This window comes from Granulicatella elegans ATCC 700633, assembly GCF_000162475.2.
GTDB lineage: Bacteria > Bacillota > Bacilli > Lactobacillales > Aerococcaceae > Granulicatella > Granulicatella elegans.
The window spans coordinates 537,301-554,681 of the sequence record NZ_KI391971.1; the positions used below are offsets into that span (position 1 = coordinate 537,301).

A 17,381-nucleotide genomic window follows, 5' to 3' on the forward strand; every position below is an offset into this window, starting at 1 on the left:
CCTCCGCTTGTAACGTTAAAAACAAAAAAATTTCTTGAATAAAAAATATTTTTCGGCCTTTTTTCGTATATAAAGAGTGAAATGTAATTTCAAAAAATAGAGAGAGGACGAAATAATATGAAGGTACGAATATAATGAAATAATCGAAAAGTATACTCTATACAAGGTTAATTAAATAAAAATTTAAAACATTTAAACTTGTTTTTGTGCGTTACTTTGAATATAATAAAGCACAAAAGGAAGTGGTAGCAGTGAATGAATATAAAATAAGAGAATTAATAAAACAGAACAAGGGAATCATAACGGCAAAGGAATTAACAGATAATAAAATTGATTCATGGTATCTTACGAATTTGGTGAAAAAAGGAGAGCTAGAAAGAGTAACAAGAGGTGTTTACTTTGATCCAAATTTTGATAATTATGATGAACTTTATTTCTTTCAACTTCAAAATAAGGCTTGCATTTATTCCTATCAAACAGCACTATATTTGCATAGACTAACAGATAGATTGCCATTTTCTAACGAAGTAACAGTAAAGCAAGGTTACAATGCATGGCGCATTAAAAATTCGGTTATTGTTCATCAAGTGAAAAAAGAATGGTATGAGCTAGGTAAAGCTGAAATTAAAACGGATATGGGAAATATTGTGTGTGCGTATGATATGGAGAGGACGATTTGCGACTTAGTAAGAGATAGAAAAAATCAGGATCCAGAGATATTTTCAAAAGCTTGGAATCTATATATTAAGAATGATTCTAAAGATGTATGGAAACTGAGGAAATATGCTCAGAATTTAGGAATATCAAAAAAAATAGAGGACATACTTGAGGTGATTGTATATGAATAAAGAAAGTATAACTCAAAAATTAAGGAATAAAGCAAAGGAACTTGATTTAAATTACAATTTGGTATTAAGTAAATTTTTCTTTGATGAATTTTTAAAGTTAATTTCTATTAGTATACATAGAGAAAATTTTATGCTTAAAGGTGGTATGTTATTAACTTATTCTTTAGGTGTTCAAAATAGATCTACACAAGATATTGATTTTTTAGTTAAGGGATTTACTATAGAAACTGTAGAATTAAAACGAATTTTAAAAGAAATATTGGGAGATACTAATAAAAAAGATTTATGGTTTGAATTAAATGATACTGTTGAGAAGATAAAAGCGGAAGACAAATATGGTGGTCTAAGATTTCATGTAATTGGACACTTAGCAAATATTAGAATTCCATTTAGTATTGATATTGCTACAGGAGATCCGATTTATCCTTTACCAAGATTAGAAAGATATAGCACAATTTTAGGTGATAATATTGAATTGAATATGTATCCATTGGAAACAGTGTTATCAGAAAAACTTCAAACAATACTTACACGTGGAGAAAATAATAGTAGAAGTAAAGATTTTTATGATATTTATGCTATTTTGAAAAATAAATTAGAAGTTATAAATATAAAGGAACTTAAAATAGCAGTTTCTAAGACGTTTAGTTATAGAAAGACAGAAGTTTCAAAGGATGAAGCAAAAGCTATTGTTAGTCATATTAATAGGGATTCTTTGATTATAGAGAGATGGATAAGATATCAAAAGAAAAATCCATACGCAAAAGGAATTGAGTTTAGTGAGATTATAGAAAGTCTAAATACTTTAATAGAGATGGTTATGTAAATTCTGAATCGAAATTAACTTCTTACTTATCAAAAAAATTAAAAGTTGTTAATACGCTACGGAATAAAAGAATTCCCTTGCGTAGTAAGGTCGCCAGCAGCCTCGCTGTGCGAGTCTCATGGCTAAAATTCGAGCCTAGGTCTCGAATTTTCCCTACAAAAAAAGTCAGAAATTTTCTGACTTTTTTGCTTTTACTACGAAGAAAATTCTTTTATTCCTCAGCTTGGAACGTATAAAATAAAAAAACTTTCCTACATAATGAGGAAAGTTTTTTTGTTTATTTGTTCATTATTCATGCGGTATGTCAATTGTTTCGTTTCTTTCCCACATTGGAATGCTGCACATTACAACTAGGAAAATGAAAGCTGACTGAATCCAAAATAGTGCTAAGTCGAAAATTCCGTGAACCGCAACAACGACTAAAAATGAAACATATAATCCAACAATGGGACGTTTTTGAGGTTGACGACTCATTTCGATTAAACTACGAACAGGCTTAATACTAGCGATTGCTAATAATAGAGTACCAATATATCCATAACTTAAAATCGTATCAATATAAATACTATGCGCATGTTCATGATAAATCGCACCAATTCGTTGATAACTATGCATATACGTTAATGGACCTTCACCAAATAATGGATTTTGTTTGAAAAGTGTAAATCCTGCATTCCAAATGGAAATACGTTCATCCATAGATGAATCTAATGTTCCCATTCGAACTCCAATATCATTTGAAAATAGGAAGAATAGTCCAATAATAAAGACGCCAACACTTAGCCAAAATGCTCGAGAACTTTTTATTGTCGTAAATAAATAGATAATAGCTCCGCAAATAATGGCTGGGAAAGCTGTTCTATTTTGAGTAAAGTTCAATCCGAATAAATTGATAAAGCAAGCGATAATACAGATGACTTTCCATTTCCAATTTTTGGTCGTTGTGAAAAGGTAAAAACCAATCATAATACAGAAACAACAAATGATTCCGTAATAATTTGGATTAAAGAATGTAACCTCTGCACGATTTTGATGCCAAACTTGCATATTCGGTGCTAAAAATGAGTAGTTAAATTTATGAACAATTTCAAAATGTTCTAAAAAGGCAAATAGCGCTGCAAAAATACTTCCGAGTAAAATGGTCTGTAAGACAATATGGAAAAAATCTTGATTAATCCGTTTCTGGTAATAAACAAAGAATATGGCAAACCATAAAAATAAAATGGAAGCTGCAACTCCTAGTAAATTTCCACTAATTGCTGAGATAATTGTGCTATAGGCAATAAACGTTAATAACACGGGATAATTCAGTAGTTGTCTTAAAATATGTTTCATTTTTCCTGTGAAAATTAACAGGATAAAATAAAATAAGAACAATGATAAAAACAAGTAAAACGGCAAGAAGATGCTGACAATCATTAAATAGAGTGCCAAATCTTGGTTTGGGAATCGCTTGATCTTATCAAGGATATACATTAGTTTCATAATAATTCCTTTCTAAAAATGAGAATGCTCTCAAATGAATGGTATGATATCTGACTTATTTTACCATTTTTCATTGAAATGGGAAACATTTTTAAGCAGATTATAACTTTTCTCATAAAAAACATAGGCACGTGAGCAACATAGAAGACAAAAAACTTATGATAATGATATGATATTTGTAAATTAAATCGTAAAGATATTTTAAATAAAGATGAAAGAGGGAAAAAACATGAGAGAATACGATATTATTTCAATTGGTGGAGGAAGCGGCGGTAGTGCTACGATGAATCGTGCAGCCATGCATGGAGCAAAGGCAGCCGTTATTGAAGGAAATATCATTGGGGGAACTTGTGTAAACGTTGGGTGTGTTCCTAAAAAAGTAATGTGGTATGGAGCTTTAGTTTCAGAAACACTTAAAAATTATGCATCAGATTATGGATATACAATTGGAGAAACTTCATTTGATTTCAAAAAATTAAGAAAAAATCGTCAAGCTTACATTGAACGTTCACGTCAAGCATTTTCAAACAATTTCAATCGAAATGGAATTGACTATATTGAAGGATATGCTCGTTTTGTAGATAAAAATACAGTAGAAGTAAATGGTGAACAGATTCGTGCAAAACATATTGTCATTGCGACTGGTTCATATGCTTTTGTTCCAAATATTCCAGGTAGTGAACTTGGTGGAACTTCTGATGATGTATTTGCATGGGAAGAATTACCAGAATCAGTATCAATTATTGGTGCAGGATATATTGCTGTTGAATTAGCAGGAGTTTTACATGGATTAGGAGTAAAAACTGACTTATTCGTTCGTAAAGGTGGCCCGTTAAGAGGATTTGACCAAGGTATTGTTGAAGTATTAGTGGAAGAAATGAAGAAAAATGGTCAACCATTACACACGCATAAAGTTCCTCAAAAATTAGAAAAATTAGATAATGGAGATATTCAAATTCACTTTGAAGATGGCACAACTCATACAAGTCAAAAAGTTATTTGGGCAGTAGGTCGTAAAGCAAATGTTCAACAATTAAATTTAGAAGCAGCAGGAGTTGAACTAACAGAACGTGGGTTTATTCAAGTAGATGAGTATCAAAATACAACAACACCTGGCATTTATGCACTAGGAGATGTTTCTGGTGAAAAAGAATTAACACCAGTAGCGATTAAAGCAGGTAGAACATTGGCAGAACGTTTATTCAATGGTAAAACAGATGCGAAAATGGATTATGAATTAATTCCAACAGTTGTATTCTCACATCCAGCAATTGGTTCTATTGGCTTAACACAAGAACAAGCGGAAGCAAAATATGGTGCAGAAAATATTAAAGTATATCAATCAACTTTTGCAGGAATGTACTCAGCGATTACAGTTCACCGTCAAATGACAAAATTAAAATTAATTACATTAGGGGAAGAAGAAAAAGTAATTGGGTTACACGGAATTGGGGAAGGTATTGATGAAATGATTCAAGGATTTGCAGTTGCAGTTAAAATGGGTGCTACTAAAGCAGATTTTGATGCAACTGTAGCGATTCACCCAACCGCTTCTGAAGAATTTGTTACAATGAGATAAAGAAAATTTGAAGGATAAGGATACTTTTGTTTCAGCAAAGGTATCCTTTTTTGTTGAAATGATATTAGTTGAAGAATGAAGCTACAGAGTGTATGATAAATTGTCATAAGATTTTAGGAGGAAAAGAAGTGAAAAAATACGAATATTTAATTTTTGATTTGGATAATACAATTTTTGATTTCTGGGGAGCAGAAGACTATGCTTTATCTCGTATTAGCCAAGAAGATGGATTAGAGTTTACTCCAGAAGTTTTAGAAGTTTACCGTACAATGAATAAAGGATTATGGGAACAATATGAACAGGGAGAGATTTCTCAAACTTATTTGAATGAAGAAAGATTTGTTCGCTGGTTTGCACATTATGGGATTCAAGTAGATGGCAGTATTTGTGAGAAAAAATTCCGTCACTATTTAGCAGAAGCGAATACGATGATGCCAGATGCATTAGAAATTGTTCATGAATTAAAGAAAGACTTTGTCATGGTTGCAGCCACAAATGGAATTGAAGAAACTCAATTATTACGTTTGAAAACAGCTGGATTAGAAAACTTCTTTGAAAAGTTATTTATTTCTGAAGTTGTGGGATATCGTAAGCCGAGTAAAGAATTTTTTGAAGCTGTTGTAGCCCAAACAGAAGGAATGACGATTGAGAATGCCTTAATGATTGGAGATAGTTTTAAGGCGGATATTTATGGGGCAAGTCGTATTGGAATGGATACTTGTTGGTATATGGAAAACCCTGAACGACCAACTGAGCCGGAGGAATTGTTGTCTGTAGAGCCAACGTATCAGATTGGGCATTTGTCAGAACTGTATAAAATAGTTTTATAATGGATTTATCTATAGTAGCATAAGGACGCAAGCAGCCACCTGGTGGTGTCTCATTGCTAAAAGTTGAGCCTGAGGTCTCAACTTTTCCTGTGATAAAATCTACAGTGCAGATTTTATCACTTTTGCTACTATGAAAATCCTTTGGGTTCGGTCATATATGATATGTGGGAACGTATAGAAGTTAATGAATTTATATCATAGTAGCATAGATTGTTGGGAGAGGATAAGAATGGATCATATTGAATTATATGTAAGTAATTTACAGAAGACAAAATTATTCTATTCTAAATTTTTAGTTCAATTAGGATTTGAATTGTTTCAAGAATGGGAAAAAGGATTTTCTTATAAAAAAGAAAGTTTTTATATTGTATTTGTTCAAGTCAAAGAAAAATATCAATCTACTAATTATCATCGTTGTCATGTAGGATTAAATCATTTGGCGTTTTCCTGCTCTGATAAAACGATTATTACGAAAATTAGAGAACAGTTGATAGAAGACAATGTAGAATTATTATATGATGACAAATATCCATTTGCTGGTGGGAAAAATCATTATGCATTATATTTTGAAGATCCAGATAGAATAAAAGTTGAGATTGTCTATCGTTAGAAATATAGTTTTTAATGGATTTTACATAGTAGCATGAGGACGGCAGCAGCCCTGCGGTCTCATTGTTGCTATTATGAAAATCCTTGGGTCGTTCATCTGATAGAATATCAAAACACAAAATAAAAGGGATAAAATCACGTTCTATGGAACTATGATTTTATCCCTTTTCTATATTTTATGCGGCCGGCGGGACTTGAACCCGCACAGGTATACACCCACTGCCCCCTCAAGACAGCGCGTCTGCCATTCCGCCACGACCGCTCAATGTATGTAATGGTATCAAAGTTTCTCTTAGAATGCAAGTGTTAAAAATCGTTAAAGCTTTACGGATTGTTCTTAGAATCCAACACTAAATTTCCACGGCATCGACCACAACGGAATTTATTGGTATCAATTTTTCTCATACGGTGAAAAGTAGCTCTACAAGATTTACAAGAATAAACATAGCGATAAGGTTCCATTCGTTCTACAAAGCGGTGTCCTCCAACTTCTCGTAAGAGTATTTTAAAATCTCTATCTTGGTGTCGATAACCTTTTCCTTCTTGATGCAAGTGATAATGACATAATTCATGTTTAATAACGCCGATTAAGACTTCTTTCCCGAGAATTGTTTCAACTTTAGGATTAATCTCAATATTGCCTGTTTTCAAAATGTAACGTCCACCACTTGATTTTAGTCGAGCGTTATAAGTAATCTGATGGCGAAACGCTTTATGAAAGTATTCTTTTGAAATTTCTTGGCATAATTGTTGTAAGTCTAATTCTTTCATTTACATCTATTCCTTTATTTTAATGTATCCATTGTAATATAAGGGAGGAGATTATTGCAATACATTGACGTTCTTCTATTATAAGAGTAAAATGACACTCGGAAGATTTTAAAGACCTGGAGGAAAATGTGTGAAAATAGTAATTGTTGGTGGAGGAAAGGTCGGCGAAGTACTTTGTCGAGAACTAACTTCCGAAGCAAATGATATTGTTTTAATTGATAAAAACCCAGTCATTGTAGAAAGAATGATGAATAAATTTGATATTATGGGGATTGTTGGGAATGGTGCAAGTTATGATATCCAACAAGAAGCAGGAGTTGCGAATGCAGATATTTTTCTAGCTGTATCTGAAATGGATGAAATTAATATTATCGCGGCCATTTTAGCAAAACAAATTGGTGCGGAATATACAGTAGCTCGTGTTCGAAATCCAGAGTATTCTCAACAGTTGAATTTTGTTCGAGAGAGTTTAGGAATTTCCTTATTGATTAATCCAGAATTATCAGCAGCACGTGATATTTTTAAAATTTTTAAATATCCATCTGCCTTAAGTGTAGAAAGTTTTGCAAGTAATCGCGTTAGTTTAATTGAGTTGGAAATTCAAGAACATTCACCATTAATTGGATTAAGCTTAAAAGATTTTAGAAATCGATTCGGGACTATCCTAGTTTGTGCGATTCAACGTGATTCTGAAGTATTTATTCCAAGTGGGGATTCTTTTATTCAAAAAGGGGACCGTATCCATATCACAGGAGCATATGAAGATATTTCTACCTTCTTAAAAATTACGAATTATATTACCAAACAAGTCCGTTCTAGTTTAATTGTTGGTGGAGGAAAAATTGCTTACTATTTATTAGATATGTTAAAAACGACTAAAATCCATCCAAAAGTGATTGAAGTGAATGAAGATCGTGCAAAATTCTTAAGTGAACAATTTCCAACTGCTACAATCATTCATGCAGATGGAACAGATCACGATGTTTTAGAAGAAGAAATGTTGACAAATTATGATGCATTCGTTTCATTAACAGGAATTGACGAAGAAAACTTAATTTTATCTGTATTTGCTAAACACCGTGGAGTTCGAAAAGTTATTACTAAAATGAGCCGTACAGGTATTTTAAAAGTATTAAAAAATGTCGACCCACAATCCATTATTACGCCAAAACAAATTGTTGCCAATGAAATTGTTCAATTTGTTCGTGCTCGTGCGAATACAAAAGGTTCAAACGTAGAAGCTTTATATCGTGTAGCCGATAATCAAGTAGAAGCATTACAATTCCGTATCGAAAGAAATAGTCGTGTTTGTGGTATTCCGTTATCTAAATTAAAAACAAAATCGAATTTATTAATTGCTTTTATCGTGCGTGGAGAAAAATTAATTTATCCGGATGGGAATGACCAATTAGAACCACATGATAGAGTAATCGTCGTAACAACTCAGAAAAACTTCGATGATATTATCGATATTTTGGAATAGGAGTTGATGATTTTGCAAAGAAGAACAGTATGTTATTTGGTAGGAAAAATTTTACAAGTAGAAGCTTTATTATTACTTCTACCAGTAATCGTTAGTTTGATTTATCGTGAAAGTATCCATCAACTGTTAAGTTATGCGGGAACAATTGCTTTATTAGTTGTTATTGGAACAGTTTGTACACTAGCAAAGCCTAAAAATATGAAAATTATGCCACGAGATGGGATTGTAACGGTAGCGCTAAGTTGGATATTACTTTCATTTTTTGGAGGGTTACCATTTGTATTTGCAGGAGAGATTCCTAATGTAGCAGATGCATTTTTTGAAACAGCTAGTGGTTTTACAACAACTGGTTCAAGTATTTTAAGTGATTTATCTATTTTAGGGTATTCTTCATTATTTTGGCGAAGCTTTACTCACTTAGTGGGAGGAATGGGAGTATTAGTATTTGCGTTAGCGATTTTACCAAGTACAGGATCTGATTCCGTTCAGTTGATGCGTGCGGAAGTTCCAGGACCGGTTTTTGGAAAATTAGTATCCAAATTAGCAAAGACTGCCAGAATTTTATATGCGATTTATTTAGTGATGACTGCGATTTTAGTCATTATTTTAATGCTTGTTAAAGTTCCGTTATTTGATGCCTTATTATTATCATTCGGGACAGCTGGAACAGGTGGATTCTCTATTAACAATGCAGGATTTGCCATTTATCAAAATCCTGAGATGGTTGAATGGATTATCGGTGTTGGAATGATGTTATTTGGTGTGAACTTCAACTTATATTATTTCTTATTATTAGGATCGATTCGAGAAGTGTTGACGGATGAAGAAGGACGTTCTTATATTGGAATTATTGCATTTGCATCTGTCGCTATTTTTGCTTCATTAAGCATTGTACAATCTCAGTTAGATGTTCCGTTTAGAAGTGTATTTTTCACAGTTTCATCTATTATTACAACAACAGGATATTCTACAGTTGATTTTGGGTTGTGGGGTGTATTTCCTCAAGTAGTGTTATTATTATTAATGTTTATTGGTGGTTGTGCAGGTTCAACTGCTGGAGGAATTAAAGTTTCTCGTGTAGTAATTTATTTCAAAAATGCTATCGCTGAAATTAAAAAAATGGGACAACCACGTCGAGTGATTATGTCGAAGTTTAACGGAAAAGTAGTTGACGATAAAATGTCGAGTGGAATTGCGAATTACTTATTAGTGTATGTAGCCGTATTTTTAGTATTACTCATTTCTGTTTCGATTGAAGCACCTGATTTTTTAACAGCATTTTCAAGTGTTGCAGCGACCTTTAATAATATTGGTCCTGGTTTAGGAGAAGTAGGACCAACAAGTAATTTCTCTATGTATTCTGATTTTAATACGATTTTACTTTCTCTAGGAATGATTGCTGGACGTTTAGAGATTTATCCAATGATATTATTATTCTCTACCACTTCATTAGGAGCGTTCTTCATTTCTGAAAAATAGGGGGGATCGTTTTGAATCAATTAGTAAAGGGAAGAATTTACACATTAATCGGAGCCATTTCGTGGGGATTATCTGGAGCCTGTGGTCAATATTTGATGAATGATTCAGCAGTTTCTCCTATTTATTTAACAGCACTTCGAATGATGATTGCAGGTTTGGTTTTAACACTTTTTGCATATTGGAAACAACCAAAGCAATTTCGTGAAGTAGTGAAGTCTCCAAAAATAATGGGAAGAATGTTGTTCTTTGGAATTTTTGGATTGATGTTATGTCAATTGACCTATTTAATTGCCATCCATTCGTCTAATGCTGGAACAGCGACTGTACTGCAATATACTTGTCCGATTTTAATTGTCATTTATGTGAGTATAAAAGAGAAGACAGTACCAACCGTGATGGAATTTATTGCAATATTTTGTGCGTTAGTAGGTACATTTGTTATTGCAACTCATGGAAATCCATTTAATTTATCCCTTAGTGCAGCAGGATTATTTTGGGGAATTATTTCCGCATTTACCTATGCATTATATACCTTATTACCTGGTAAATTAATTCAGCAATGGGGCAGTTTAATTGTAACAGGATTAGGATTATTGTCCGGTGGAATTTTATTTTATATCGGAAGTGCTAGTTGGCAATATACGATTCAATGGGAACCTTACACTTTATTTGCCTTTATTGGTATTATTGGGATAGGAACTATTTTTGCCTATACATTGTATTTAGAAGGAGTTTCACTCATTGGACCTGTTCAAGGGAGTTTATTGGCTTCAGCAGAACCAATTTCCTCAGTATTCTTTTCGATTATTTTATTGGGAGCAGTATTCCAAGGAATTGATATTGTGGGAATTGTACTCATATTAATAGCGGTTTATCTCATTACGATGAAAGAACAATTGCAAGAAAAACATATGAGAATAGAAAAATAAAATGAACCTCTGCGAGATGATGTCGCAGAGGTTTTTAATTATGAACAAACTAGAATATTGCACAAAGATTTTGTGAATATTTCATGAAAACGTATATATGCAAATCGTTAACGACTTATATACATGGTTACTTTTTTCTGGATAAAATATATCTACATTATGAAGATATTTTTCGAAAAATAAGGAATTTAAATACATTTGTATATATAAAATAAGACATAAATGATTTTTTGTTTATCATAAAAGGAATTATGAAAATATTGGAAATGAAAATAAAGTTGCAAAATAAATGAAAAAATATTTTTTTAAAATAAATTTCTTGACTTATAATTGTGAATTTAATATAATCTTAATTACAAGTTTTAAAAAATATGTAAAGGAGAATGTTAAATGGGTAAAAATAATCAACAAAAACCTATTAAACAATATCAAAAATTTGGTATTCGTAAATTCACTCAAGGTGTAGCTAGTGTAATGATCGCTAGTGGAATGTTTTTCATGGCAGGTGGAGTAGCATCTGCAAATGAAGTAGCAGTACAAACAGAAACTACAACACAAAAAGTAGCAGAGGAAACTGCTCCTAAGAAAACGGAAGAAAAGCAAGAATCAAAACAAGAAGAAAGAACAGTTCAATTAGATAAAACTCAATTAGAGAACTATATTAAAGAAATTACTTCTAATATCGAAGCAGGGAAATATGCTTCTAAAACAGAAGAAAGTGTAGCTAGTTTAAAAGCTGAACTATCATCAGCACAAGCTACATTAACAAGTGCAAAAACACAAGAAGAGTTAACAAAAGCTTATCAAAAACTAGTTACTACAGTTAACTCAAAATTAAAAAATAAATCAGTAGAAAAGAAAGAAACACCAGCAACAGAAGATACAACAAATGGCAAACCAACTGTAGGTAAATCTGCAGCAAATACAGAACCGGTTTCAGAAAGTAATTCAATTGCAAATACTGGTAAAAATGACGAACGTAATGGTAAAGAAATCAATAAAGAAAATGCATTCCGTGCGGATGTTGCAGATACAGTAACAGAACCACCACTTTCAGAAGAAGAACAAGCAAATCATTGGAAGCAATATGCAGATAAAAATACTGAACGATTAACGAAACAAATTAAATGGTTTGATATTGCTAATAGTAAAGCAACGGTAGAAAATATTGGTGATGGAGATCGACTTAAAGTAGGAACAAAATTCACTCAAGAAATTTCACCAGGATATGTTGTTACATTAACAGTTACTAAATTAGCTCCATTCAACTCAACAGATGAGTACAAAAAACGTGGTGGAGCAGGATATGACGCTAATGCGCAAAACGTCTACAAAGATAATACACCGGCTGAATTAAAAGTAGTAACACAAGGAGGTTACTCTGTTGCAAAAACAAACGGTATGGATACACAAGGTAAAACAGTTATTCAATCAGTAGTAGATGGAGCTAACGTAGGGGTAGAATTCTCAGTTAAATCTACTTTAAACGGAAAAGAAGTACCTTCGAACGTTGTATTCTTAACTGGGGAAGAAGCTGGTTCATCTGAAATTGAAATCTATAAAACAGATGGAGATGGATTTGAATTAGTAACTGAATTATCAAACACAACACCGCAATATAGTACTGCTCGTTCGTATATTGGAGAAATATATGAAAGAAGAACAGTGGATACTGCAGGTCACGGACAAAATAGAACAGATGGACAATTAGGTATTTCTTATACGCTTGAAGGAAATGGCAAACCAGCTTTTGCTCCATTCTTAGCTGACAAAGGTGCAGGATTCTTCAATACAACAGTTACATCAGACACAGTAATTACTGCAACAGCAAAAGATGGTACTATTCATGCAGATGGATTAGGAACACAAGTTTTCGGACCGGTATCAACTCACCGTGAATCAGGGTTCTCAACTCCATTAGTCATGACACGTAATGCTAAAAATATTGGTATGTACATTTTATCTGCAGGTCAACAAGGGTCAATGCTTGGATTCATGGTTTTAGATGAAGGAGATGCTCCTGCATCTTACGGAAGAGTAGCGCACTCTATCTCTAAATCTGATGGACAAAAACAACCATATTTAGGATCTGTTCCAGCTGACGTTGATGTTCGTACAACTCCAATTAACAAAACAACAGCATTTGTATACGATGATATTAATGGTATCGGTGCTGCGGATGAAGGCGCTCGTCAATTAATGGGTGACGATGTAGCTCCAAATGATAACTACAAACTTAAAAAAGTTAATGATGGAACATACTCAATGACATTTGATGCTCACCTAGACGGAGAAGCTAAAGCTTATGTTAATGGTTGGATCGACTTCAATAATAATGGTAAATTCGATGAAGGTGAAGCTGCAGGGGTTACAGAAGTAACACAAGATGGAAAAGTAACACTAACTTGGACAAACAATTACCAAAACGTAGACACAACTGCTACAAAACTAGCTACTCGTTTACGTATTGCTTATGACAAAGCTGATGTTAAGGCACCAACTGGTATTGCATACTCTGGGGAAGTAGAAGACTTCCAAATTCAACAAACAATTCCACCACGTGGAACTAAAAAAGAAACTAAAGATGTACAAGGTGCTACTCAAACATCAACTGTAGCATTTAATGCATACGGTCAAAAGAACTATGATTTTGATAAAGACAATGCTATTGATACAACAGTTAAATCACAAATTGTTAAACCTGATGGATCATTAGTAAGAGATGCTGACTTAGTAGATGGTTACTATGTAGTACCAGGACAAGGTAAATATAAAATTACTGACAACGGTGTAAATGTAGATGTAGAATTTATTCCAGAAGCAAACTTCGTCGGTACAGCAGATGGTATTACAATTCGTCGTACAGACGTAAATGGTAACACTACTGGTTGGGGTAACGAAGGTCGTACAATCATCGGTGGTGAAGGAGAAAATAAAGATCAACTTGAATTAGTTAGTGAACAAGTTCAATTAACTGGACTTGCAGCTAAAGGTTCTATGGATGGACGTTATATTCCAACAGTAACTCCAAAAGAAATCAAAGGAACACCTGAAGAATCAACAGATATCCAAGGTAAACCACAAACAAAAACACCTAAATTCTCAATCGACGTAGATAAAGATGGAGACGGAACTGCGCCAGATGCAGTAACTCCAAGTGCACAATATCCTGCTAAATTAGTAGATCCAGCAACTGGACAACCAACAGATGAAAAAACTGTAACAGTAAAAGGTGAAGGAACATACACAATTGATCCGGAAACAGGAGCGGTAACATTTACACCAGAACCACAATTTACAGGAACTGCTAAAGGTATTGACGTATCATTAACAGCACCAGTAGGTCAAGATAAAAATGGTCAACCTGCAACAGCAACAGCTACTACAAAATACACGCCAACTGTAACACCTGTTAAACCAACAGCAGCTCCAGATACTTCAACAGGAGTACAAGGGGAAACTCAAACAGGTAAACCAACATTTACAGAAGGAAATACAGAAGTACCTATTAAAGAAGGATCTGTAAAATTATTAAATCCAGATGGAACAGAAGCAAATGGACCAGTAGAGGCTCTAGACCCAACTGGTAAAAAAATTGGTGAATACACCGTAGATCCAACAACAGGTGTAGTAACATTCACACCAACAGATAAATCTTATACAGGACCAGTACAACCTGCTAAAGTTCAAGCTGAAGATAAGAATGGATCAAAAGTTGATACAACTTACACACCATCTATCGTAGGTGTAACACCAACAGCAGAACCAGCTACAACTCAAGATATTCAAGGTAAAACTCAAGAAAGTGCAGTTTCATTCGAAGGTGGAAAAACTACAATTGCTGGAAAAGAAAAAGCTGTAGAAATCGATCCAGCTACTTACACTCTTCTAGGTGAAGATGGACAACCAGCTACTGAAGTGCCAGCTAAAGATCCAGAAGGAAATGTAATTGGTAAATACACTCTTAAAACTGTAGATGGAAAAGCTGTTGCAGTATTCGAGCCAACAGACAAAACTTACTCAGGAGATGTACAACCAGTACGTGTTCAAGCTAAAGATAAGAACGGAACAGCTGTAGAAACAACTTACACACCGAAGATTACTCCGGTAACACCAACAGCAGAACCAGCTCAATCAGCAGCTATCCAAGGTGAAACTCAAAAAGGAACTCCAACATTCTCTCCAGGAGACACTATTGCCCCAATTAAAGAGAATTCATACAAACTTCTAGATAAAGAAGGAAATGAAGTTCCAGCAGGACAAACAACTCCAGCATACGCTGAAGATGGAGTAACTCCAGTAGGTACTTACTCAATCAATCCAGCAACAGGAGAAGTAACATTCACACCAACAGATAAATCTTACACTGGTAAAGTACTACCAGCTGAAGTTCAAGGTGAGGACACAAATGGAACAAAAGTTTCTACAACTTATACTCCATCAATCGTACCTGCAACACCAACAGCAGAACCAGCTAAAACTGTAGATGTTCAAGGTGCAACTCAAACTGGTAAACCAGTATTCCAAGGTGGGACTGCTATGGTTAACGGTGAAGAAAAAACTGTAGAAATCGATGAAGATAAACCAGCCAAATTAGTAGATCCAAAAACTGGAGAACAAGTAGATTCAGTAACTGTTGCAGGTGAAGGAACTTACACTGTAGCTCCAGACGGAACAGTGACATTCACACCAGAAAAAACTTTCACAGGTGTAGCTAAAGGCGTTGAAGTAGTTCGTCAAGATAAGAACGGAACACCAGTTAAAGCATCGTACACACCAGAAGTTAAACCAGCAACACCAACAGGAACAGACGCTATAACTGAAGATGTTCAAGGTTCAACTCAAACAGGTAAACCAACATTTGAAGGTGGAAAAGTAACAGTAAACGGTGAAGAAAAAACTGTAGAAATCAACGAAGACAAGCCAGCTAAATTAGTAGATCCAAAAACTGGAGACCCAGTTGATTCAGTAACAATCGAAGGAGAAGGAACTTACACAGTAGCTCCAGATGGAACAGTAACATTCAAACCAGAGAAAAACTTCACTGGTAAAGGAACAGGTGTAACAGTTCAACGTGAAGATAAGAACGGAACACCAGTAAAAGCTAAGTACACTCCAGTAGTTAAACCAACAACACCAACAAGTACTGATGTAATTACTACAAATGTTCAAGGTGCAACTCAAGAAGGAACACCAACATTTGAAGGTGGAAAAGTAACAGTAAATGGTGAAGAAAAAACTGTAGCAATCGACGAAACTGTTAAACCAACATTCGATGATGGAACAACTGAGAAGAAAGTACCAGGAGAAGGAACTTATACAATCGACGAAAATGGTAAAGTAACATTTACACCAGAAAAAACTTTTACAGGTCAAGCGACAGGTGTAACAGTTAAACGTGTTGACAAAAATGGAACACCAGTAACAGCTAAGTACACTCCAGTAGTAGTACCAGTAACTCCAACTTCAAAAGATTCTGAATCTGAAGGGCCAAAAGGACAACCTCAATCAGGAACACCAACATTTGAAGGTGGAAAAGTAACAATCAACGGTAAAGAAGTACCAGTAGAAATCGACGAAACTGTAAAACCAACATTTGAAGATGGAACAACTGAGAAGAAAGTACCTGGAGAAGGAACTTACACAATCGATGAAAATGGTAAAGTAACATTTACTCCAGAACCAGATTTTGTAGGAAAAGCATCAGGTGTAACAGTTAAACGTGTTGACAAAAACGGAACACCAGTAACAGCTAAGTACACTCCAACAGTACGTCCAAATACTACACATGTTGATAAAGATGGAAATCCATTATCACCATCAGAAGATGGAACTAAACCTACAAAAGATATCCCAGGATATAAAGTAGTTAAAACTGAAATCGATGAAAAAGGAAATACAAAACACATCTATGAAAAAGTGACAACAACTCACAAAGATAAAGATGGAAATGTAATTCCAGGAACAACTACTGAAGAAGGAACAACTCCGAAGAAAGATATTCCAGGCTACCGCTTCGTAGAAACTAAGACTCTTCCAAATGGTGATACAGAACATGTATACGAAAAAGTTAAAACAAGTCATAAAGATAAAGAAGGAAACGAAATTCCAAATTATCCAACAGAAGACGGAGAACAACCTAAGAAAGATATTCCAGGCTACCGCTTCGTAGAGACTAAGAAACTTCCAAACGGAGATATCGAGCACGTATACGAAAAAGTTAAAACAAGTCATAAAGATAAAGAGGAAACGAAATTCCAAATTATCCAACAGAAGACGGAGAACAACCTAAGAAAGATATTCCAGGCTACCGCTTCGTAGAGACTAAGAAACTTCCAAACGGAGATATCGAGCACGTATACGAAAAAGTTAAAACAAGTCACAAAGATAAAGACGGAAACGAAATTCCAAATTATCCAACAGAAGACGGAGAACAACCTAAGAAAGATATTCCAGGCTACCGCTTCGTAGAGACTAAGAAACTTCCAAACGGAGATATCGAGCACGTATACGAAAAAGTTAAAACAGTCACAAAGATAAAG

General features: G+C 34.2%; 12 protein-coding genes and 1 tRNA gene. 10 read left to right on the top strand and 3 right to left on the bottom strand.

Annotated elements, in window-relative coordinates:
* Positions 1 to 251 precede the first annotated feature (251 nt).
* Together HMPREF0446_RS02480 and HMPREF0446_RS02485 are read left to right on the top strand one after the other, a co-directional pair.
* Positions 252 to 848 (top strand): type IV toxin-antitoxin system AbiEi family antitoxin domain-containing protein, encoded by a 597-nt coding sequence (locus HMPREF0446_RS02480; RefSeq protein WP_040507458.1) that lies wholly within the window; start codon positions 252 to 254, stop codon positions 846 to 848.
* Positions 841 to 1,674 carry a nucleotidyl transferase AbiEii/AbiGii toxin family protein gene (locus HMPREF0446_RS02485; protein WP_006702985.1) on the top strand — a complete coding sequence of 278 codons (834 nt, stop codon included), beginning with the start codon at positions 841 to 843 and terminating at the stop codon, positions 1,672 to 1,674. The genes HMPREF0446_RS02480 and HMPREF0446_RS02485 overlap by 8 nt, the downstream gene beginning before the upstream one ends.
* Positions 1,675 to 1,962: 288 nt before the next feature.
* Here the strand turns inward: HMPREF0446_RS02485 and HMPREF0446_RS02490 are convergent, their stop codons facing one another.
* Entirely contained in the window at positions 1,963 to 3,159 is a 1,197-nt protein-coding gene (locus HMPREF0446_RS02490) for an O-antigen ligase family protein (protein ID WP_006702984.1), read from the bottom strand.
* A 229-nt stretch (positions 3,160 to 3,388) separates the two neighbouring features.
* Between HMPREF0446_RS02490 and gorA the strand changes: the two genes are divergently transcribed.
* The 3 genes from gorA (at position 3,389) to HMPREF0446_RS02505 (ending at position 6,178) form a co-directional block, all read left to right on the top strand.
* A complete protein-coding gene (gorA, locus tag HMPREF0446_RS02495; RefSeq protein ID WP_020991297.1) occupies positions 3,389 to 4,738 on the top strand; it encodes a glutathione-disulfide reductase in 1,350 nt (449 codons plus the stop codon).
* Between the two features lie 128 nt (positions 4,739 to 4,866).
* Positions 4,867 to 5,568 carry a YjjG family noncanonical pyrimidine nucleotidase gene (locus HMPREF0446_RS02500; RefSeq protein ID WP_006702982.1) on the top strand — a complete coding sequence of 234 codons (702 nt, stop codon included), beginning with the start codon at positions 4,867 to 4,869 and terminating at the stop codon, positions 5,566 to 5,568.
* A 229-nt stretch (positions 5,569 to 5,797) separates the two neighbouring features.
* Positions 5,798 to 6,178, top strand: a complete 381-nt coding sequence (locus HMPREF0446_RS02505; protein WP_006702981.1) for a VOC family protein — start codon at positions 5,798 to 5,800, stop codon at positions 6,176 to 6,178.
* A 178-nt stretch (positions 6,179 to 6,356) separates the two neighbouring features.
* On the opposite strand, the gene HMPREF0446_RS02510 is transcribed toward HMPREF0446_RS02505, so the two are convergent.
* A tRNA-Leu gene (locus HMPREF0446_RS02510) sits at positions 6,357 to 6,439 on the bottom strand.
* 62 nt (positions 6,440 to 6,501) lie between these two features.
* Entirely contained in the window at positions 6,502 to 6,948 is a 447-nt protein-coding gene (locus tag HMPREF0446_RS02515; RefSeq protein ID WP_006702980.1) for a SprT family protein, read from the bottom strand.
* Between the two features lie 130 nt (positions 6,949 to 7,078).
* On the opposite strand from HMPREF0446_RS02515, the gene trkA reads away from it, so the two are divergent.
* From trkA to HMPREF0446_RS08855, 5 genes are all read left to right on the top strand, one after another.
* Positions 7,079 to 8,431: a Trk system potassium transporter TrkA gene (trkA, locus tag HMPREF0446_RS02520; protein ID WP_006702979.1), complete on the top strand. Its 1,353-nt coding sequence runs from the start codon at positions 7,079 to 7,081 to the stop codon at positions 8,429 to 8,431.
* Positions 8,432 to 8,443: 12 nt separating this feature from the next.
* Entirely contained in the window at positions 8,444 to 9,910 is a 1,467-nt protein-coding gene (locus HMPREF0446_RS02525; RefSeq protein WP_020991298.1) for a TrkH family potassium uptake protein, read from the top strand.
* Positions 9,911 to 9,921: 11 nt separating this feature from the next.
* Positions 9,922 to 10,839, top strand: a complete 918-nt coding sequence (locus HMPREF0446_RS02530) for a DMT family transporter (RefSeq protein ID WP_006702977.1) — start codon at positions 9,922 to 9,924, stop codon at positions 10,837 to 10,839.
* Between the two features lie 390 nt (positions 10,840 to 11,229).
* A complete protein-coding gene (locus tag HMPREF0446_RS02535; protein WP_020991299.1) occupies positions 11,230 to 17,160 on the top strand; it encodes a GEVED domain-containing protein in 5,931 nt (1,976 codons plus the stop codon).
* Positions 17,139 to 17,381: MucBP domain-containing protein (locus HMPREF0446_RS08855; RefSeq protein ID WP_407635481.1), on the top strand; the 243-nt coding region annotated here is incomplete at its 3' end. The genes HMPREF0446_RS02535 and HMPREF0446_RS08855, both read left to right, overlap by 22 nt.

Excerpts from the sequence above, each read along its gene's own strand:
- HMPREF0446_RS02485 (WP_006702985.1), top strand. The coding sequence starts at position 841 with ATGAATAAAGAAAGTATAACTCAAAAATTAAGGAATAAAGCAAAGGAA.
- HMPREF0446_RS02490 (WP_006702984.1), bottom strand. The coding sequence starts at position 3,159 with ATGAAACTAATGTATATCCTTGATAAGATCAAGCGATTCCCAAACCAA.
- gorA (WP_020991297.1), top strand. The coding sequence starts at position 3,389 with ATGAGAGAATACGATATTATTTCAATTGGTGGAGGAAGCGGCGGTAGT.
- HMPREF0446_RS02505 (WP_006702981.1), top strand. The coding sequence starts at position 5,798 with ATGGATCATATTGAATTATATGTAAGTAATTTACAGAAGACAAAATTA.
- HMPREF0446_RS02515 (WP_006702980.1), bottom strand. The coding sequence starts at position 6,948 with ATGAAAGAATTAGACTTACAACAATTATGCCAAGAAATTTCAAAAGAA.
- HMPREF0446_RS02535 (WP_020991299.1), top strand. The coding sequence starts at position 11,230 with ATGGGTAAAAATAATCAACAAAAACCTATTAAACAATATCAAAAATTT.